The sequence below is a fragment of the Leisingera caerulea DSM 24564 genome, from assembly GCF_000473325.1.
GTDB lineage: Bacteria > Pseudomonadota > Alphaproteobacteria > Rhodobacterales > Rhodobacteraceae > Leisingera > Leisingera caerulea.
Window position 1 is genome coordinate 101679 of the sequence record NZ_AXBI01000019.1, and the last position, 18885, is coordinate 120563.

Below are 18885 nucleotides of genomic sequence, written 5' to 3' on the forward strand. Positions count from 1 at the left end.
AAAAAAAGATGGAACATGCGTCCCAAATCGCGTTTGGGCGGATGGATCAGCGCGGCCGGCTGGCGGGTACTCACGACAAGTGGGACCTTCTGGCTGCGCTCACCCATGCCGCTGCGGAATTCGAACTGAGCCACCGCACCCTTGGGGTGCTCAAGGCCCTGCTGACCTTCCTGCCGGAACGCGCACTCAGCGCGGAGCCGGACAGCGCCATTGTCTTCCCCTCGAACCGCAAGCTGATGGAGCGGCTCAATGGGATGCCTGAAAGCACCCTGCGCCGCCATCTGGCAACCCTCACGCGGCTGGGAATTGTCAGCCGGAAGAACAGCCCCAACCGCAAGCGTTATGCCCGCCGCAGCGGCGATGACACGGCGCTGGCCTTCGGCTTTGACCTGTCCCCCCTCGCCCGCCACGCAGGCCAGATCTTTGACGCCGCGCTGGCGGCCAAGGCCCGGGCTGAGCATTTGGCGGTTCTGCGCGACCGTGTGGCCGTGCTGCGGCAGCAGCTGATGGACCTGGCGGACACTGCCGCTGACCTGTTGGAAGCCGCCCGCAAGCTGCTGCGCCGCAAACCCTGCGAGGCAGAGCTGACCCGGATGGCTGCGGCACTGCAGGAAGAAATTGCCCGCCGGACACCGGAAGACCCGCCCCGGCAAACCGCACTGCCTGCGCGCCAAATGAGCGGCAGCACCGGCCAGAATGAGCGGCACATACAGTATTCAATAAAAAAAGATTCTGACTCTGAAGGGCCGCAGGCCGAAGCCTCCTGCTCTGACCCGGTGCGCACTGAGGCAGAGGATGGGACTGCTGAGAAAACAAGTGACCTGAGCACCGTTGTGCGCGCCTGTCCCGAGGTGCAAAGCTATTACCCCGGCAGGCTGCGCAGCTGGCAGGATGCCGACAGGATTGCCGAGATGCTGTCACCGATGATAGGGATCGAATTGCCCGTTCTCAGCGACGCCCGTGCCGCGATGGGCCGCAAAGATGCGGCAACCGCCGTGATGTGCATCCTGGAAAAGCTGGCAACCATCCGCAGCCCTGGCGCCTACTTGCGGCGGCTGGCGCAAAAGGCCCGGGCGGGTCAATTCTCCACCGCACCGATGCTGAATGCGCTGCTGCAAAAGGGACAGCGGGCGGAAATTGTCAGCTGACAATTTTCAGTCCTGCGGGGGGTGCAGCCTGCCGGTCCCGGCAAACACCCTGCCCCGCGCCTTGGCTGAACTGCGTTTTTGCTGGCCCCTGCAGCGAAATTGTCAGCTGACAATTTTTCTCCCGGCCGATGTGCGCAGCTTACCGAACGGTCATGGTCCGCGCGTTTTTAGAGGCCGCCCCGCCCTTGTGTCGTGCAGGAGAACGCGCGCCGCTATAATTGTCAGCTGACAATTTTCCTCTGCCGCCGCGTCCGGATGATCCGGGCCATTGCTTTCCGGGCCAGCCCGCGGCCACAGTGACGGGACCGCTCCCAGCCAAGGATCCCGCCGCCCATGCTTTCCATCCTGCAGAACCGGACCTACCGGCATTTGTTCCTGGCCCAGATCGTCGCGCTGACCGGCACCGGGCTGGCAACCGTGGCGCTGGGGCTCTTGGCCTTTGACCTGGCAGGCGAACGCGCCGGGCTGGTGCTGGGCACTGCGCTGACGATCAAGATGGTGGCCTATGTCACCGTGGCGCCCATCGCCGCCGCCTGGGCAGAGCAGACGGACCGGCGCAAAATGCTGATCGGCCTGGACCTGGTGCGGATGGCGGTGGCGGTTTGTCTGCCGTTCGTTTCCGAGGTCTGGCAGGTCTATGTGCTGATCTTCGTGCTGCAATCCGCCTCTGCCGGGTTCACGCCCGCCTTCCAGGCCTCGATCCCCGATGTGCTGACGGAGGAGAAGGACTACACCCGGGCGCTGTCGCTGTCGCGGCTGGCGTTTGAGCTGGAGAGCCTGGCGAGCCCGATGCTGGCCGCGGCGCTGCTGCTGGTGGTCAGTTCCGGCACCCTGTTCTGGGGCACCGCGGCGGGGTTCGCCGGGTCGGCCCTGCTGCTGCTGACAATCGCGCTGCCGTCACCCGCGCCCAAGGCGCCGCGCCCGGTTTGGGAGCGCACCACCCGCGGCATCCGCAATTACTTGAGGACCCCGCGGCTGCGCGGGCTCTTGGCGCTGAACTGGGTGGTGTCCGCCATCGGCGCTATGGTGATCGTCAACACGGTGGTGCTGGTGCGCGCAGGCATGGCGCTGCCCGAAAGCTCGGTGGCGCTGGCGCTGGCGGCGTTCGGCGGCGGCTCGATGCTGTCGGCCATGCTGCTGCCGCGGCTGCTGGAGCGGCTGCCGGACCGGACCGTGATGCTGGCCGGGGCAGGGCTGGGCATAGCTGCCATGGCCATCCTCGCACTGGCGGCCTTGGCCCAGCCGCTCACGTTTGCACGGCTGGCAATCGGATGGGCGGTGATCGGCGCGGGCTACTCCGCGGTGCTGACACCTTCGGGGCGGCTGCTGGCGCGCTCGGCCCATGCGGCGGACCGCCCCGCGGTCTTTGCCGCGCAGTTCACCCTGTCGCATGCCTGCTGGCTGCTGTTCTACCCGCTGTCGGCCTGGCTGATGGCCGCCTGGGGCGGGGGCGCGGCGATGCTGGCGCTGGCGCTGCTGGCCGCGGCAGGGCTGATCGCCGCGCAGCGCCTGTGGCCCAGGGACAGCGCATCCCCCGTTGCGCACAGCCACCCTGATCTGCCGCCGGACCACCCGCATTTGCAGGGCGCCCGCCCGCATGCGCATCCGATCATCATCGACGATCTGCACCCGCAATATCCGCAGCAAACGCCGCGCTGACACACCATGGCAGGGGGCCCGGCCCCCATTTTTATGACTAGACATAACCGCCAAATTGCGTAGTTTATTGCCGCAACGGCAATAAAGGGAGTCGGGCATCCGATGACAGGGGAGTTTGTTCTGACAGGCGCGCGGCTGGCCACGTTGGCCAGTTCGGACACGCCCTATGGCCTGATTGAGGACGGCGCGGTCGCGGTCTCGGGCGGCAGGATCGTCTGGGCCGGTCCGCGGGAAAAATTGTCAGCTGACAATTTTCCGTGGGAGCAGCGCGACCTGGGCGGTCGGCTGGTCACGCCGGGCCTGATCGACTGCCACACCCATATCGTCTTTGGCGGCAACCGGGCGATGGAGTTCGAGATGCGCCTCAATGGCGCGTCATATGAGGAAGTCGCCAGGGCAGGGGGCGGCATCGTCTCCACCGTTTCCGCCACCCGCGAGGCCTCGCTGGAGCAGCTGGTGCAGGACGCGCTGCCGCGGCTGGATGCGCTGATCGCCGAAGGTGCTGCGGTGGTGGAGGTGAAATCCGGCTACGGGCTGGATCTGGACACCGAACTCAACATGCTGCGCGCCGCCCGCCGCCTGGGCGAGCTGCGCCCGGTGACGGTGAAAACCACCTTCCTCGGCGCCCATGCGACGCCTGCTGAGTACAAAGGCCGCGACGATGACTACATCGGCGAGGTCTGCATCCCGGCGCTGCGCGCCGCCCATGCGGAGGGGCTGGTGGATGCAGTGGATGGCTTCTGCGAAAACATCGCCTTTGCGCCTGCGCAGATCGAACGGGTGTTCAAAGTGGCGCAGGAGCTGGGCCTGCCGGTTAAACTGCACGCCGAACAGCTGAGCCATCAGGGCGGCACCAAGCTGGCCGCGGACTACGGCGCGTTGTCAGTCGATCACGTGGAATACGCCACCGAGGACGACGCCAGGGCGATGGCCGCCTCCGGCTCCGTTGCGGTGATCCTGCCCGGCGCGTTTTACACCATCCGTGAAACCCAGGCGCCGCCCATTGAGCACTTCCGCGCCCACGGCGTGCCGATGGCTCTGGCGACCGACTGCAACCCGGGCTCCTCGCCGCTGACTTCCTTGCTGCTGACCATGAATATGGGCTGCACCCTGTTCCGCATGACCCCGGAGGAGGCGCTGGCAGGCGTCACCCGCAACGCAGCCCGCGCGCTGGGTCTGCCAGACCGGGGACAGATCGCTGCCGGTATGCGCGCCGATCTGGCGGTCTGGGACGTGGAAACGCCCGCAGAGCTCGCCTACCGCATCGGCTTCAACCCGCTTTACACCCGTATCTATGAGGGCACCCAATGATCGAGATGATCCCCGGCACGGTAACGCTGGCCACGCTGGAAGATATCTACCGCAACCTGACCCCTGCCAAACTCGACGCCTCCGCCCGCGAGCCGGTGGAGGCCGCCGCGAAGATGGTTGCAGATGCCGCTGCCGGAGAGGACGCCGTCTATGGCATCAACACCGGTTTCGGCAAGCTGGCCTCAACCAAGATCGCACCGGAAGACACCGCCACCCTGCAGCGCAACCTGATCCTCAGCCATTGCTGCGGGGTAGGGGAGGCACTGCCGGAGGACAAGACCCGGCTGATGATGACGCTGAAACTGCTGTCGATGGGCCGCGGCGCGTCCGGTGTGCGCTGGCTGGTGATCGAGCAGATAGAACAGATGCTGGAACGCGGCGTGGTGCCGGTGATCCCGTCGCAGGGCTCCGTCGGCGCATCGGGCGACCTGGCACCGCTGGCGCATATGGCGGCGGCGATGATCGGGGCAGGGGAGGCCACATATGAGGGCACCCGCATGTCCAGCGCGGAAGCGCTGAAAAAGGCCGGGCTGGAGCCTATTGTGCTGGGTCCCAAGGAGGGGCTGGGGCTGATCAACGGCACTCAGTTTTCGACCGCCTGCGCGCTGGCGGGGCTGTTTGACGCCTGGCGCATGGCAGAGGCGTCGATGGCGATTGCGTCGCTCACCACCGACGCGATCATGGGCTCCACCGCGCCCTTGGTCGCGGACATCCACTCCCTGCGCGGCCATGCGGGGCAGATCGACGTGGCCCGCGAAATGCGCGCGATCATGGACGGTTCGGAGATCCGCGAGAGCCACCGCGAAGGCGACACCCGCGTGCAGGATCCCTATTGCATCCGCTGCCAGCCGCAGGTGGTGGGCGCGGCGCTGGACGTGTTGCGGATGGCCGCCAAAACGCTGGAGATCGAAGCCAACGCCGTCACCGACAACCCGCTGGTGCTGGTGAACGAAGGCCGCATCGTCTCCGGCGGCAATTTCCATGCTGAATACGTGGGCTTTGCCGCGGATCAGATCGCGCTGGCGGTGGCCGAAATCGGCGCCATCGCGCAGCGCCGGGTGGCGCTGATGGTCGATCCCACGCTCAGCCACGACCTGCCGCCGTTCCTGACGCCCGATCCGGGGCTGAACTCCGGTTTCATGATCGCCGAGGTGACCACCGCCGCACTGATGAGTGAGAACAAGCATTTGGCGAATCCTTGCGTCACAGACTCAACCCCGACGTCAGCCAACCAGGAGGACCACGTGTCCATGGCCGCCCACGGCGCGCTGCGGCTGTCGAAGATGAATGCGAACCTGTCGGTGATCCTGGGCGTCGAAATGCTCTGTGCCGCGCAAGGGGTGGAGGCGCGCGCTCCGCTGCAGACCTCAACGCGCCTGCAGGACGTGCTGGCAATGCTGCGCGAGGAGATCCCCTCGCTGGCCGAGGACCGTTACCTGGCGCCCGACATTGAAACCGCCAGCGCCATGGTCCGCGCAGGCCGGGTTGCAGCGGCTGCGGGCGTGGAGGTGACGGCATGATCGACGTCACCCAAGGCACCTCGCCGCTGGTGCTGGGGCTGCCCCACACCGGCACCGATGTGCCGCCGGAGGTCTGGGAGCGTCTGAACGAGACCGGCCGGGCGCTGGCCGATACGGATTGGCACATTCACGACCTGTACGAAGGGCTGGTGGAGGAGATCACAACCGTCCGCACCCCCATCCACCGCTATGTGATCGACGTGAACCGCGATCCCGCCGGTATCAGTCTCTATCCAGGGCAAAACACCACCACATTGGTGCCCTTGACCGATTTTGACGGGCTGCCGATCTGGCGCGACGGGCAAGAGCCGGACGAGGCCGAAATCACCCGCCGCCGCGACGCCTATCACGCGCCCTATCACGCGGCGCTGGCGGCAGAGCTGGAGCGGGTGAAGGCCATTCACGGCTTTGCCATCCTCTATGACTGCCACTCGATCCGCGGCGACATCCCCTTCCTGTTCGAGGGCCGCCTGCCGGATTTCAATGTGGGCACCAACATGGGCGAAACCTGCGATGCGTCCATCGAGGCGCTGACCGTGGCCCATTGCGAGGCGGCGGAGGGCTATACCTCCACCCTCAACGGGCGCTTCAAGGGCGGCTGGACCACCCGCCACTACGGGCGGCCTGCGGACGGCCTGCACTCCATCCAGATGGAGCTGGCGCAGGCCACCTACTGCCAGGAAAGCCCGCCCTGGACCTACCTGCCGGAGCGCGCGGAGCAACTGCGCGCCCATCTCACCAAAATTCTCACCGATCTTCAGACCTGGAGGCCCGCATGAGCGATCCCCGCAAGAACACCCGCGACATCTTCCCGCCCACCGGCCCGGAGCTCAACGCCAAGTCCTGGATGACCGAGGCGCCGCTCAGGATGATGATGAACAACCTGCATCCCGACGTCGCCGAAAACCCGCATGAACTGGTGGTCTACGGCGGCATCGGCCGCGCCGCGCGCACCTGGAAGGATTTCGACCTGATCGTCGAGACCCTGAAGAACCTTGAGGAAGACCAGACCCTTATGGTGCAGTCGGGCAAACCCGTGGGCGTCTTCCAGACCCACAAGGACGCGCCCCGCGTGCTGATCGCCAACTCCAACCTGGTGCCGCATTGGGCCAACTGGGACCATTTCAACGAGCTCGATAAGAAGGGCCTGATGATGTACGGCCAGATGACGGCCGGCTCCTGGATCTATATCGGCACCCAGGGCATCGTGCAGGGCACCTATGAGACCTTTGCCGAAGCGGGCCGCCAGCATTACGGCGGCGACCTCAAGGGCAAGTGGATCCTGACCGGCGGCCTGGGCGGCATGGGCGGCGCGCAGCCGCTGGCAGCCGTTTTTGCCGGCGCCTGCTGCCTGGCGGTGGAGTGCAACCCGGACTCGATCGACTTCCGCCTGCGCACCAAGTACCTGGACGAGAAGGCCGAAACCCTGGACGAAGCGCTGGAGATGATCGAGCGCTGGACCGCCAACGGCGAGGCGAAATCCGTGGGCCTCTTGGGCAACGCGGCAGAGATCTTCCCCGAACTGGTGGAACGCGCCAAGGCAGGCGGCATCCGCCCCGATATCGTGACCGACCAGACCTCAGCCCACGACCCGGTCAATGGCTACCTGCCGCTGGGCTGGACCATGGGCGAGTGGAAGGAGCGCCGGGTATCTGAGCCGAAAGCGGTGGAAACGGCCGCCCGCGCCTCGATGAAAGTGCAAGTGAAGGCGATGTGCGATTTCCACGCGATGGGCGTGCCCACCGTGGATTACGGCAACAACATCCGCCAGATGGCGCTGGAGGAGGGGCTGGAGAACGCCTTTGACTTCCCCGGTTTCGTGCCCGCCTACATCCGCCCGCTGTTCTGCCGCGGCATCGGCCCGTTCCGCTGGGCGGCGCTGTCCGGCGATCCGGAGGATATCCGTAAGACCGACGCCAAGATGAAGGAGCTGTTCCCCGAGAACGAAGGGCTGCACCGCTGGCTGGACATGGCGCAGGAACGCATCGCGTTCCAGGGCCTGCCCGCGCGGATCTGCTGGATCGGCCTTGGTGACCGCCACAAGGCGGGCCTCGCGTTCAACGAGATGGTCCGCAATGGCGAGCTGTCGGCGCCGGTTGTCATTGGCCGCGACCATCTGGATTCGGGCTCGGTGGCGTCCCCCAACCGTGAGACTGAGGCGATGATGGACGGCTCTGATGCGGTGTCCGACTGGCCGCTCTTGAATGCGCTCCTGAACACCGCCTCCGGCGCGACCTGGGTGTCGCTGCACCACGGCGGCGGGGTTGGCATGGGCTTCTCGCAGCATTCCGGCGTGGTGATCTGCTGCGACGGCAGCGAGGACGCGGAGCGCCGCATCGGCCGCGTGCTGTGGAATGACCCGGCGACCGGCGTCATGCGCCATGCGGATGCAGGCTATGACATTGCCAAGGACTGCGCGCGCGAGCATGGGCTGAACCTGCCCGGTATCCTGGGCTGATTGAGAGAAGGCTGAAATCCGGCGCGGATTTCAGCCATGAAAAATCCAATTTCCATGGCCGTTTCCCTGCAAGGGAAACGGCTTTGTTCAGTCTGCGCGCCAATGCAGCCCGTGCATCAGCAGCAGCCGCTGCACCCGCCCCGGGTAATCCGTGCAGATCGCATCGACGCCAAGATCAATCATCCGCTCGATGTCTTCCGGCTCATTCACCGTCCAGACCACCGTCACCAGCCCCAGTGCGCGGGCGCGGGCCAGGGAGTCTGCCGTGATGTCCAGGAAATAGGGGCACCAGAACTGGCCCCCGGCCGCGGCAACGCGGTCCGGCAGGTCCAGGGCGCTGCAGCCCGCCACCGGGTTCACCGCCTTGGAGGAATCCTCGCCCACGTCGTCGGCGTTGTCCGGCAGCTGGGTCAGGAAGGAGGCGGGCATTTCCGGGGCGATCCGCTGGCAGTCCGCCAGCAGATCCCAGTCGAAACTGTGCAGCACCGTGCGCGGCTGCATCCGGGCCTGGCGGACCTCTGACACCACTGCCTCAACCAGGGCCTGGCGCGCGGCGGTGTCGCCCAGCAGCTCCGGATCCGATTTGATCTCCAGCAGCAGATGCACGTTCTGATGCTCAGCCAGCTGCAGCAGCGCCAGCAGGTCCGCAAGGCGGGGAATGCGCACGCCGGTCAGAAACGCCTGGTCCGGAAACCGCTGGCCATAGGCGCTGCGGCCGTCCAGCCCGCCCGCGTCATAGGCCTGCAGTTCGGCATAGGTCAGCGCCGACACTTTCGGTTCTTCCCCCTGCAGCCAGCAGCCATCGGCGCCGCGGATCATCGACCGGGTCAGGCGGTGGTTGTGGGTGATCACCGCCACGCCGTCGCGGGTGGCGGTCACGTCCAGCTCCAGCAGTTCCACCCCGGCGGTCAGGGCAAACGCGAAACCTTCCATCGTGTTTTCCGGCAGCACGCCGCGGGCGCCGCGGTGGCCGATCAGGCGGATCAGGCCGGGCTGGGCGGCAAAGGCGGGGATCTGGGGGTACTGCATCAGGCCTCCAGCCGTTTGCCGGTGGCGGCATCGAACAGATGGGTCAGCTCCGGCGCCACCGCAAAGCGGCGGATGCTGCCGGTGCCGTCATTGGCATGGCCCGGCACGCTGGCGGTGATGGTATGCTCCGTGCCCGGCAGGCGGCCGTGGATCAGGGTGTTGGCGCCCAGCTGTTCCAGCAGCTCCACCTCGATGGCGATGGGGCCTGCGGGGTCCTCCAGCAGGTGTTCGGGACGCAGGCCCAGGGTGGCGGTGCCGTTATGGGCAGAGGCCACCTGCAGCACGCCGCCGCCGGGCAGGGCGGCCTGGCCGGCGCTGATTTCCGCCGGGAAGAAGTTCATCGCCGGGCTGCCGATGAACCCCGCCACAAACACCGAGGCCGGGCGGTCATAGAGTTCGATCGGGGTGCCGAACTGCTCCACATAGCCGCCGTTCAGCACCATCAGCCGGTCGCCCAGCGTCATCGCCTCAACCTGATCGTGGGTCACGTAGATCGAGGTCACCCCCAGCCGCTGCTGCAGCTTGCGGATTTCCAGCCGCATCTGCACCCGCAGCTTGGCGTCGAGGTTGGACAGCGGCTCGTCGAACAGGAACACCTGCGGGTCGCGCACGATGGCGCGGCCCATCGCGACCCGCTGGCGCTGGCCGCCCGACAGCTGGCGCGGCTTGCGGTCAAGGTACTGCCTGATCTCCAGGATTTCCGCCGCCTCCTCGACGCGGCGGTTGATCTCGTCCTTCGGCAGTTTGCGGATCTTCAGGCCATAGGCCATGTTCTGGCGCACCGACATATGCGGATAGAGCGCGTAGTTCTGGAACACCATGGCGATATCGCGCGCCGAGGGTTCCAGCTCATTCACCCGGCGCCCGCCAATGGCGATCTCGCCGGAGGTGACGCTTTCCAGCCCCGCCACCATCCGCAAAAGCGTGGACTTGCCGCAGCCGGAGGGGCCGACGATGACGATGAACTCGCCATCGTTGATGTCGCCTTCGACATGGTGCAGCACCTCGGTCGGCCCGTAGGATTTCACCAGGTCTTTGAGTTGAATATCAGCCATTTCGGGGCGCCTTACTTATCGGTTTCCGTCAAGCCCTGCACAAAGAGCTTTTGCATTGCGATGACCACGAACACCGGCGGGATCATCGCCAAGAGGGCCGTGGTCATGATGATGTTCCACTGCGGGCTCTGCTCCGCCGCCTCCAGCATCTGCTTGATCGACATCACGATGGTGGTCATCGAGGTGTCGGTGGTGATCAAAAGCGGCCAGAGGTACTGGTTCCAGCCGAAGATGAACAGGATCACGAACAGCGCCGCGATATTGGTGCGCGACAGCGGCAGCAGGATGTCGAAGAAGAACCTGAGCGGCCCGGCACCGTCGATGCGGGCGCTTTCCAGCAGCTCATCCGGCACCGTCAGGAACACCTGGCGGAACATGAAGGTCGCGGTGGCCGAGGCGATCAGCGGGATCGACAATCCCCAGTAGCTGTTCAGCATTCCCAGGTTGGCGACCACCTCGAACGTGGGCAGGATCCGCACCTCGACCGGCAGCATCAGGGTGATGAAGATCATCCAGAAGAAGGTCATGCGGAACGGGAACTTGAAATAGACGATGGCAAAGGCCGACAGCAGCGAAATGGCGATCTTGCCGGTGGAGATCATCAGCGCCATCGCCAATGAGTTCAGCAGCATCAGCCAGACCGGCGCGGTTTCGGTCCCGCTGAGGCCGGAGCCGAACAGGGTCTGCTTCATGTTTTCCAGGAAGTGATCGCCGGGCCACAGCGGCAGGGGCGCCTGGTTCATGCGGAACTGGTCATGGGTGGCGGCGACAAAGGTGATCCACACCGGCAGCGCGATGGCCAGAACGCCAAGGACCAGCACCAGATGGGTGAGGAAGGCGGTGAGGGGGCGGTTTTCGACCATCAGTATGCCACCTTTCTTTCAACAAAGCGGAACTGGACCACGGTCATGGCAATGACCAGCACCATCAGCACCACCGACTGCGCGGCAGAGCCGCCGAGGTCGAGGCCGACAAAGCCGTCGTTGAACACCTTGTAGACCAGAATGGTGGTGGAGGTGCCGGGGCCGCCCTGGGTCACGGCGTGGATGATGCCGAAAGTCTCGAAAAAGGCGTAGACCATGTTGATCACCAGCAGGAAAAACGTGGTGGGCGAGATCAGCGGGAAGATGATGGTCCAGAACCGGCGCGCCGGGCCTGCGCCGTCGATGGCGGCGGCCTCGATCACGGAGTTGGGGATCGACTGCATGGCGGCAAGGTAGAACAGGAAGTTATAGGCCACCTGCTTCCACGCCGCGGCCAGGATCACCAGCGCCATCGCCTGGGTGCCATTGAGGTAGTGGTTCCAGGTGATGCCCGCGAATTCCAGGAAATAGGGGAAGATGCCCAGGGTGGGGTTGAACATGAACACCCACAGCGCACCGGCCAGCACCGGTGCCACCGCATAGGGCCAGATCAGCATGGTGCGGTAGAACATGGCGCCGCGCACCACCCGCTGCGCAAAGCCCGCGAGGATCAGCGCAAAGCCCATCGACAGCGCCGCCACCAGCAGCGAGAACACCGCGGTGCGCTGGAAACTGGCCAGGTAGTGCGGATCGTTGGCGAGAACCTCAAAATTCTCGAACCAGACGAATTCGGTGCCAAGGCCAAAGGCGTCCTCGATCAGGAACGACTGATACATCGCCTGGCTGGCGGGCCAGAGGAAGAACACCAGGGTGATGGCGATTTGCGGCGCGACCAGCAGGTAGGGCAGCGCCGAAGTTGGGAAATGCACCCGTTTGAGCATGAAGGACCCCACTCAGGAAATTGGCCCTGCCGCCCGGGGGAGGGGCGGCAGGGCCGGGTCGTCAGGGATGGGTTACTTGGCGGTGCGCTCGAACTTGCGCAGCAGGTCGTTGCCGCGCTCAACCGCCGCATCCAGCGCCTCTTGCGCGGTCTTCTCGCCGCCCCACAGCGCTTCCAGCTCCTCGTTGATCACGTCACGGACCTGCACGAAGTTGCCATAGCGCAGACCGCGGCTGTTGGCGGTGGGGGTGTTCAGGCTCAGCTGCTTGATCGCGGTGTCGGTGCCCGGGTTGCTGTCATAGAACCCCTGCTCCTTGGACAGCTCATAGGCAGCCGTGGTGATCGGCACATACCCGGTCTCCTGGTGCCACCAGGCCTGCACCTCGGGCGAGGACAGGTAGCTGAGGAACTTGGCGGTGCCTTTGTATTCCTCTTCCTCGTGGCCTGCCAGCACCCACAGGGTGGCGCCGCCGATGATCGAGTTCTGCGGCGCGTCGGCCACCTTGGTGTCCAGCGGCAGCATGCTCTGGCCGAATTCGAACTCCGCCTGCGAGGAGATCGAGCCGTAATAGGCCGAGGAGTTCATCCACATGCCGCATTCGCCGTTGGTGAACATCGGCAGGCTGTCGCCGCGGCGGCCGCCGTAGACAAACAAGCCGTCCTTGCCCATCGACGCGACATCATCCAGGCGCGCGGCCAGCTTGTCGTTGTTGAAGGTCAGTTCGGTGTCAAAACCCGCAAAGCCGTTTTCCTGGGTGCCGGTGGGCAGGTTGTGCCAGGCCGAGAAGTTCTCGATCATCACCCAGGACTGCCAGCCGAAGGACACGCCGCATTTCATCCCGTTGTCGACCAGCTTCTGCGCGGCGGTTTTCACCCCGTCCCAGGTTTCCGGCACTTCGGCGCCGGCCGCGTCCAGCGCGTCCTTGTTGTACCACAGGACCGGGGTGGAGCTGTTGAAGGGCATCGACAGCAGCTCGCCTTCGGGCGTTTCGTAATAGGATACCACCGCGGGCAGGAAGGCGTCGCCGTCAAACGGCTCGCCTGCGTCGTTCATCAGCTGCTCGACCGGGTAGATCGCGCCCTTGGCGGCCATCATGGTGGCGGTGCCGACCTCGAACACCTGCACAATCTGCGGGTGTTCCTTGGCGCGGAAGGCGGCAATCGCCGCGGTCATCGTTTCGGTGTAGTTGCCCTTGTAGACGGGCACGACCTTGTACTCGTCCTGGGTCGCGTTGAAATCTTCGGCGATCTTGTTGACGCGTTCGCCATTGGTGCCGCCCATGGCGTGCCACCACTGAATTTCGGTTTCTGCAAATGCGGTGCTGCCGGCAACGGCCAGAACGGCCGAGGCGCAGAGCAAGGATTTAACGGACATGAGCTTCTCTCCCAGTTTTGTTCTGCAAAAGCTTTTGTCCGGCCAAGGGAATAATTCAAGCAAAAGTTTTTTGACAAAATTCATAACATCATGTTATGCGGCGGCGTGTTCACCGCCAGCCAAAGGCCGCTAACCCCTTGAAATTCAGTCTCAGACAGCTTGAGGCCTTTCAGGCCGTCGCCCGCACCGGTTCCGTCACCCGGGCTGCGGAATCGCTGGGAATCTCGCAGCCTGCCGCCAGCCGGCTGCTGTCGGATTTTTCCAAGTCGGTGGCGGTGGAGCTGTTCACCCGCCAGGACGGGCTGCTGATTCCCACCAGTGAGGCGCGCTATCTCTTGTCCGAGGTGGGGCGGGTGTTCGACAGCCTGAACCACCTGGAAGAACTCAACCGCGACTTGACTGAGCGCACCGCCGGCCATCTGCGCATCGCCTGCCTGCCGGGGTTTGCAACCGCGCTGCTGCCCAAGCTGCTGGCCCGGTTCCTGGAACACCGCCCCGGCGTGCGGCTGACGCTGGAGCCGGACCGGCCGGAGCGGATCCTGGAGTGGATCATCGGCGAGCAGTATGACTGCGGCATCACCGACGGCTTTGCCGCCCATCCGGCGGTGGAAAACATCGACATCCCGATCCGCACCGTCTGCGTGCTGCCCGAAGGGGATCCGCTGGCAGAACAGGATGTTATCACCCCCCGCGACCTGCGGGACCGCAAGATCATCCACACCCGGCGCGACAGCCCGTTTTACCGCAGGCTGCACAAGGCCTTTTCCGAGGCCAGGGTGGAGCTGAACAGCTGGATCGAGGTGCGCCAGTTCTCCACCGCCTGCATCATTATCAGCCAGGGGCAGGGGGCCTCCGTCGTCAGCGCCCTGGACGCCGAGCAGTTCCACGGCCAGGGCATCGCCATCGTGCCCTTTGCGCCGGAGCTGCACCACCGCCTGTCGATCCTGCGGCCGGTGTCGGGCAGCCGTTCGCTGCTGGCGCTGGATTTCCTGGATGCGTTTGTGGACAGCTTGAAGCCCTTCCGCGCCGATCCGCCTCAGCCGCCGCGGATCTGAGGCCGCGCCGGCGGTGCGGCACGCAAACTGAAATCCGGCGCGGATTTCAGCCGTGAAAAATCGGATTTTTCATGGCCGGTTTCCTCGCAGGAAATCGGTTACCCCTCGTTCAGCAGCCGTTCGGCGGTGTGTTTGGCGTCGCTCAGATGCTGTTCAATGGCGGCCTGCGCGGCCTCGGCATTACCTGACACGATGGCCTGGCAGATTTCCTGCATATGGGCGGGGCCGGGTTTCTGCCGCTCTTCGGTTGACAGTGTCACCGCCCGCAGCCTGCTGATGCGGCCGTTCAGACGCTGGGCGATTTCCCAGGCGACGTTGTGGCCGGCGCCTGCAAAGATGATACGGTAGAACTCCGTCGTGGCGCGCAGCATCGGGCCGGGCACGCCTGCTGCAACAGCCTCTTGCAGCTCAAGCAGCGCGGCGGTCAGCTGCTCTGCCAGTTCTGGCGTGATGTTCTGCGCGCAGGCGGTGGCGGCGGCGGTCTCCAGCATCTGGCGGATGTCGTAGATCTGCCGCGCGTCCTGCCACGTGAGTTTGGCCACTATCGGCCCTTTGCCGGGCAGGATCTCCACCAGCCCCTCCGCCTCCAGATAGCGGATCGTCTCGCGCACCACGGTGCGGCTGACGCCAAGCTGGTCGCACAGGGGCCGCTCCACCAGCCGCTCGCCGGGGGCAAACTGGCCCGAGATGATCGCCTCCCGCATCCGCTCCTGCACGATATCGCGCAGGGTCTGCGGGGGGTGGTCGATTTTGCTCATCACAGGCTGGTTCATTGGGCTGGTCATGTGACCTCCGATAGCAACAGGGGCAGGGCGGAACAAGGCTGCATTGACATACTGTATGATGGTATACCATATTACGGCAACTGGAATCAGACAGGAAAGACCCGCCCATGCCCGCCGAAATCCGCAAGACGCTGCTGCATGTCGAAGAGACCCTGATCGAGGGCGGCAAGGCGGCCGAGCAGCCGCTGAAGATGATTGCCGCGGTGGCGGTGATCAAAAACCCCTGGGCGGGGCAGGGGTTTGTCGAGGACTTGCGCCCGGCGATCCACGACTGCGCGCCGGGTTTGGGCGAGAAGCTGACCGCGATGATCCTGGAGGCCGCAGGCGGCGGTGACCGGGTGGAGGGCTACGGCAAATCCGCCATCGTCGGTGTCAACGGCGAGGTGGAGCATGCCTCTGCCCTCATCCACACGCTGCGCTTCGGCAACCACTTCCGCGAGGCGGTGGGGGCGAAATCCTACCTCGCCTTCACCAACACCCGCGGGCCGGCCAATGCACCCTTGCAGATCCCGCTGATGGACAAGAACGACGGCGGGCGGCGCAGCCATTACCTGACCATCCAGCTGTCGGTTGCCGATGCGCCGGGGCCGGATGAGATTGTGATCGCGCTTGGCGCCTCCATCGGCGGGCGGCCGCATCACCGCATCGGCGACCGCTATCAGGACCTTAAGGAACTGGGCCATGACGCCGACAACCCTGCCGCTGTCTGAGCCTTACGGGGCCGTCTCCTGCCTAAGGGCAGGGGAGGGGACGCCGCTGGTGCTGATCCATGGTGTCGGCATGCAGTCGGCAGCCTGGGGGCCGCAGATTGAGGCTTTTGCGCAGACCCATGAGGTCATCGCGCTGGACATGCCCGGCCACGGCGGCAGCGCGCCGCTGCCTGCGGGGGCAGACCTGCCGGATTACGTGGCCTGGCTGCACGAGGTGCTGCGGGTGCTGGATCTGGGGCCGGTCAGCCTGGCCGGCCATTCGATGGGCGCGCTGATTGCCGGCGGCTATGCGGTCAGCCGTCCCGAAGACGCGGCCCGCGTGGCGCTGCTGAACGGGGTGTTCCGCCGCTCAGCAGAGGCCAGGGCAGCCGTTGAGGCCCGCGCCGCTGAAATCCGGGCTGGCAGTTTTGACCTGGAAACGCCGCTGGCGCGCTGGTTCGGGGACCGCCCCGCCGACCGGCACGCGCGGGCGCAGGTGGCGGAATGGCTATCGGGGGTGAACCTGGATGGTTACGCTGCCGCCTATTCCGCCTTTGCCCGCGGCGACAGCACTTATGCGGACGGCTTCGGCGGCATCCGCTGCCCTCTGCTGGCGCTGACCGGCGACGGGGACCCGAACTCGACGCCTGCGATGGCGCAGGCAATGGCTGATGCCGCGCCGCGGGGCAGGGCGGTTGTCATCGAAGGCCACCGGCATATGGTCAACCTGACTGCCCCCGCAGAGGTCAACGCCGCCCTGCGGGACTGGCTGTACACGGAAGGAGCGACGTCATGAGCGATATCGACCCGAGATCCCTACGCAACGCGTTCGGCACCTTCATGACCGGCGTCACCGTGGTGACGGCGCAGGATCCGGACGGAAACCCCATCGGCTTCACCGCCAACTCCTTCACGTCTGTCTCGCTGGACCCGCCGCTGGTGCTGGTCTGCATCGCCAACTCCTCCAGCAACTTCGCCGCGTTTGAGCAGGCGGGCGGCTTTGCCGTGAACGTGCTGGCAGAGGATCAGAAGGACGTCTCCAACACTTTTGCGCGGCCCGTCGAGGACCGCTTTGCCGCCGTCCGCTGGCAGCAGGGACCGCAGGGCAGCCCGGTGTTCGAGGGTGTTTCCGCCTGGTTCGACTGCTCCATGCACAACCGGGTAGAGGCGGGCGACCATCTGATCCTGATCGGCCGGGTGGAAGCGTTTGAGACCTCGCCCGCGCCGGGGCTGGGATATGCCCGCGGCGCCTATGTGACCGCCGCCGCCGAGGCCGAGGCGCTGACACAGGGCGCCAAGCTGATCGTCTCGGCCCTCATTGAGCATGAGGGCAAGGTGCTGCTCATGGGCAACGGTCAGGGCAAGCTGACGCTGCCGGAAACGCGGGTCGGCAAGGAGGGCGCCTCAGCCGCGCTCGCCCGGCTGATTGCGGAAACCGGGGTCGAGGCGGAGCCGGGGTTCATCTATTCCGTTTTCGAGGACGAAGCGCGCGAGCATCAGCACATCTCGTTCCTGTGCCAGTCCGCCGGGGGCACGCCGGCCAAGGGCGCTTTCACCCAGCTCAGCCAGACCACGCTGATGGACATTGCCGACGCGGCGGTCTGCACCATGCTGGAACGCTTCGCCAGTGAAAGCCGGATCGGCAATTTCGGGGTGTATTACGGAAACCAGATCCGGGGCCAGGTGCGCCCGGTGGCGACAGGGAGCAAGGGCGCATGAAATTTTCCCTCTTTGCGCATATGGAGCGGATTTCTGAGGATCAGGATCAGAAGCGGCTTTATGACGAGTTCATCCAGCTGTGCAAAATCGCCGATGACGGCGGCATGCACGCGGTCTGGACGGGGGAGCATCACGGGATGAATTTCACCATCTCGCCGAATCCGTTCCTGAACCTGATCGACGTGGCGCGGCATACGAAAAACGTGCGCCTGGGCACCGGCACGGTGATTGCGCCGTTCTGGCACCCGATCCGGCTGGCCGGTGAGGCGGCGATGACCGATATCATCACCGATGGCCGTCTGGACCTGGGCATCGCGCGCGGCGCCTACAGCTACGAATACGAACGCATGATGCCGGGCATGGACGCCTGGGAGGCCGGCCAGCGGATGCGGGAGCTGATCCCGGCGGTGCAGGGCCTGTGGCAGGGCGATTACGCGCAGGAGGGGGAGTTTCATTCCTTCCCGGAAACCACGTCCTCGCCCAAGCCGCTGCAGGAAAACGGCCCGCCGATCTGGGTCGCCGCGCGCGATCCCAACAGCCATGAGTTCGCAGTGGCCAATGGCTGCAACGTGCAGGTGACGCCGCTGTGGAAGGGCGACGGAGAGATTGCGGACCTCATGGGCAAGTTCAATGACGCCTGCGCCAAGCACGCCGATGTGCCGCGGCCCAGGATCATGCTGCTGCAGCATACTTATGTGGCCGACAGCGCGGCGGATGTGAAACGCGGCGCGGAGGAGCTGAACCGCTTCTACTGCTACTTCGGGGCCTGGTTCATGAACCAGCGCGACGTCAGCCAGGGCCTGATCGACCCGCTGAGCGACGAGGAAATCGCCGCGCACCCGTTCTATTCACCCGAGGCGATGGAGCGCGATCTGGTGATCGGCGAACCGGCCGCGGTAATCGAGCGGCTGAAGAAATACGAGGCCCTGGGCTATGATGAATACTCGTTCTGGATCGACTCCAGCATGAGTTTCGAGCGCAAGAAAGCCTCGCTTGAGCGGTTCATCACCGAAGTCATGCCCGCGTTTCAGTAAGGAGCGCCATATGCCTCGCCTTTTTCTGATCGCCATAGCTGTAATCCTTGGAGGGTGTGGCGTCCAAGTCAGCGAGAATACTAACCCATCGCCAAGGTTCCCGGAGGCTCAGTACACGGCCACTACTTTCTGGTACTCGAACAACAAAGCGGTGCCTCGGAGGAAAATGCTGCGGGCAGCCGCGAGAACCTGCCATCTGTCTAAGGATGCAGCGGAGACATCGTTGCTCTGGCAAGAGCCGTATGGACTTGCAGGCACCTGGTGGTTGGACTTCGCCTGTCCCACCCCTGAGACGGATTAGGACA

Annotated in this window: 17 protein-coding genes; 11 read left to right on the forward strand and 6 right to left on the reverse strand. The window is 65.2% G+C overall.

Going from position 1 to position 18885, the window contains the following annotated elements; genetic code table 11:
- Window positions 1-8 precede the first annotated feature (8 nt).
- From repC to hutU, 6 genes are all read left to right on the forward strand, one after another.
- Window positions 9-1148 (forward strand): plasmid replication protein RepC, encoded by a 1140-nt coding sequence (gene repC, locus CAER_RS0102635; RefSeq protein WP_027233950.1) that lies wholly within the window; start codon window positions 9-11, stop codon window positions 1146-1148.
- 333 nt (window positions 1149-1481) lie between these two features.
- Window positions 1482-2807, forward strand: coding sequence for an MFS transporter (locus tag CAER_RS0102640; protein ID WP_027233951.1), 1326 nt, complete (start codon window positions 1482-1484; stop codon window positions 2805-2807).
- Window positions 2808-2909: 102 nt separating this feature from the next.
- On the forward strand, window positions 2910-4118 hold the full coding sequence (gene hutI / locus CAER_RS0102645) for an imidazolonepropionase (RefSeq protein ID WP_027233952.1): 1209 nt from the start codon (window positions 2910-2912) through the stop codon (window positions 4116-4118).
- The gene (gene hutH, locus CAER_RS0102650) at window positions 4115-5638 is read left to right on the forward strand and encodes a histidine ammonia-lyase (RefSeq protein ID WP_027233953.1); all 1524 of its coding nucleotides are present in this window, start codon (window positions 4115-4117) and stop codon (window positions 5636-5638) included. The genes hutI and hutH overlap by 4 nt, the downstream gene beginning before the upstream one ends.
- A complete protein-coding gene (gene hutG, locus CAER_RS0102655) occupies window positions 5635-6417 on the forward strand; it encodes an N-formylglutamate deformylase (protein WP_027233954.1) in 783 nt (260 codons plus the stop codon). The genes hutH and hutG overlap by 4 nt, the downstream gene beginning before the upstream one ends.
- Window positions 6414-8096 (forward strand): urocanate hydratase, encoded by a 1683-nt coding sequence (gene hutU, locus CAER_RS0102660; protein ID WP_027233955.1) that lies wholly within the window; start codon window positions 6414-6416, stop codon window positions 8094-8096. The genes hutG and hutU overlap by 4 nt, the downstream gene beginning before the upstream one ends.
- Before the next feature lie 87 nt (window positions 8097-8183).
- On the opposite strand, the gene CAER_RS0102665 is transcribed toward hutU, so the two are convergent.
- The 5 genes from CAER_RS0102665 to ugpB all read right to left on the reverse strand — a co-directional run bounded on the left by CAER_RS0102665 (window position 8184) and on the right by ugpB (window position 13298).
- Window positions 8184-9125, reverse strand: coding sequence for a glycerophosphodiester phosphodiesterase family protein (locus tag CAER_RS0102665; protein ID WP_027233956.1), 942 nt, complete (start codon window positions 9123-9125; stop codon window positions 8184-8186).
- Window positions 9125-10180: a sn-glycerol-3-phosphate import ATP-binding protein UgpC gene (locus tag CAER_RS0102670; protein WP_027233957.1), complete on the reverse strand. Its 1056-nt coding sequence runs from the start codon at window positions 10178-10180 to the stop codon at window positions 9125-9127. Before CAER_RS0102670 ends, CAER_RS0102665 begins: the two co-directional genes overlap by 1 nt.
- Before the next feature lie 11 nt (window positions 10181-10191).
- Entirely contained in the window at window positions 10192-11043 is an 852-nt protein-coding gene (gene ugpE / locus CAER_RS0102675; protein ID WP_027233958.1) for a sn-glycerol-3-phosphate ABC transporter permease UgpE, read from the reverse strand.
- Window positions 11043-11924, reverse strand: a complete 882-nt coding sequence (ugpA, locus tag CAER_RS0102680; protein ID WP_027233959.1) for a sn-glycerol-3-phosphate ABC transporter permease UgpA — start codon at window positions 11922-11924, stop codon at window positions 11043-11045. The genes ugpE and ugpA overlap by 1 nt, the downstream gene beginning before the upstream one ends.
- Window positions 11925-11996: 72 nt before the next feature.
- Window positions 11997-13298 carry a sn-glycerol-3-phosphate ABC transporter substrate-binding protein UgpB gene (gene ugpB / locus CAER_RS0102685; RefSeq protein WP_027233960.1) on the reverse strand — a complete coding sequence of 434 codons (1302 nt, stop codon included), beginning with the start codon at window positions 13296-13298 and terminating at the stop codon, window positions 11997-11999.
- Window positions 13299-13435: 137 nt separating this feature from the next.
- Between ugpB and CAER_RS0102690 the strand changes: the two genes are divergently transcribed.
- Window positions 13436-14353: a LysR substrate-binding domain-containing protein gene (locus CAER_RS0102690; RefSeq protein ID WP_027233961.1), complete on the forward strand. Its 918-nt coding sequence runs from the start codon at window positions 13436-13438 to the stop codon at window positions 14351-14353.
- A gap of 98 nt (window positions 14354-14451) precedes the next feature.
- Here the strand turns inward: CAER_RS0102690 and CAER_RS0102695 are convergent, their stop codons facing one another.
- The gene (locus CAER_RS0102695) at window positions 14452-15126 is read right to left on the reverse strand and encodes a GntR family transcriptional regulator (RefSeq protein ID WP_027233962.1); all 675 of its coding nucleotides are present in this window, start codon (window positions 15124-15126) and stop codon (window positions 14452-14454) included.
- Between the two features lie 119 nt (window positions 15127-15245).
- Between CAER_RS0102695 and CAER_RS0102700 the strand changes: the two genes are divergently transcribed.
- The 4 genes from CAER_RS0102700 to CAER_RS0102715 are packed head-to-tail and all read left to right on the forward strand — an operon-like array spanning window position 15246 to window position 18580.
- Entirely contained in the window at window positions 15246-15848 is a 603-nt protein-coding gene (locus CAER_RS0102700; protein WP_027233963.1) for an amino acid synthesis family protein, read from the forward strand.
- Window positions 15820-16623, forward strand: coding sequence for an alpha/beta fold hydrolase (locus CAER_RS0102705; protein WP_027233964.1), 804 nt, complete (start codon window positions 15820-15822; stop codon window positions 16621-16623). The genes CAER_RS0102700 and CAER_RS0102705 overlap by 29 nt, the downstream gene beginning before the upstream one ends.
- Entirely contained in the window at window positions 16620-17546 is a 927-nt protein-coding gene (locus CAER_RS30590; RefSeq protein WP_027233965.1) for a flavin reductase, read from the forward strand. The genes CAER_RS0102705 and CAER_RS30590 overlap by 4 nt, the downstream gene beginning before the upstream one ends.
- A complete protein-coding gene (locus CAER_RS0102715) occupies window positions 17543-18580 on the forward strand; it encodes an LLM class flavin-dependent oxidoreductase (RefSeq protein WP_027233966.1) in 1038 nt (345 codons plus the stop codon). Before CAER_RS30590 ends, CAER_RS0102715 begins: the two co-directional genes overlap by 4 nt.
- Window positions 18581-18885 lie beyond the last annotated feature (305 nt).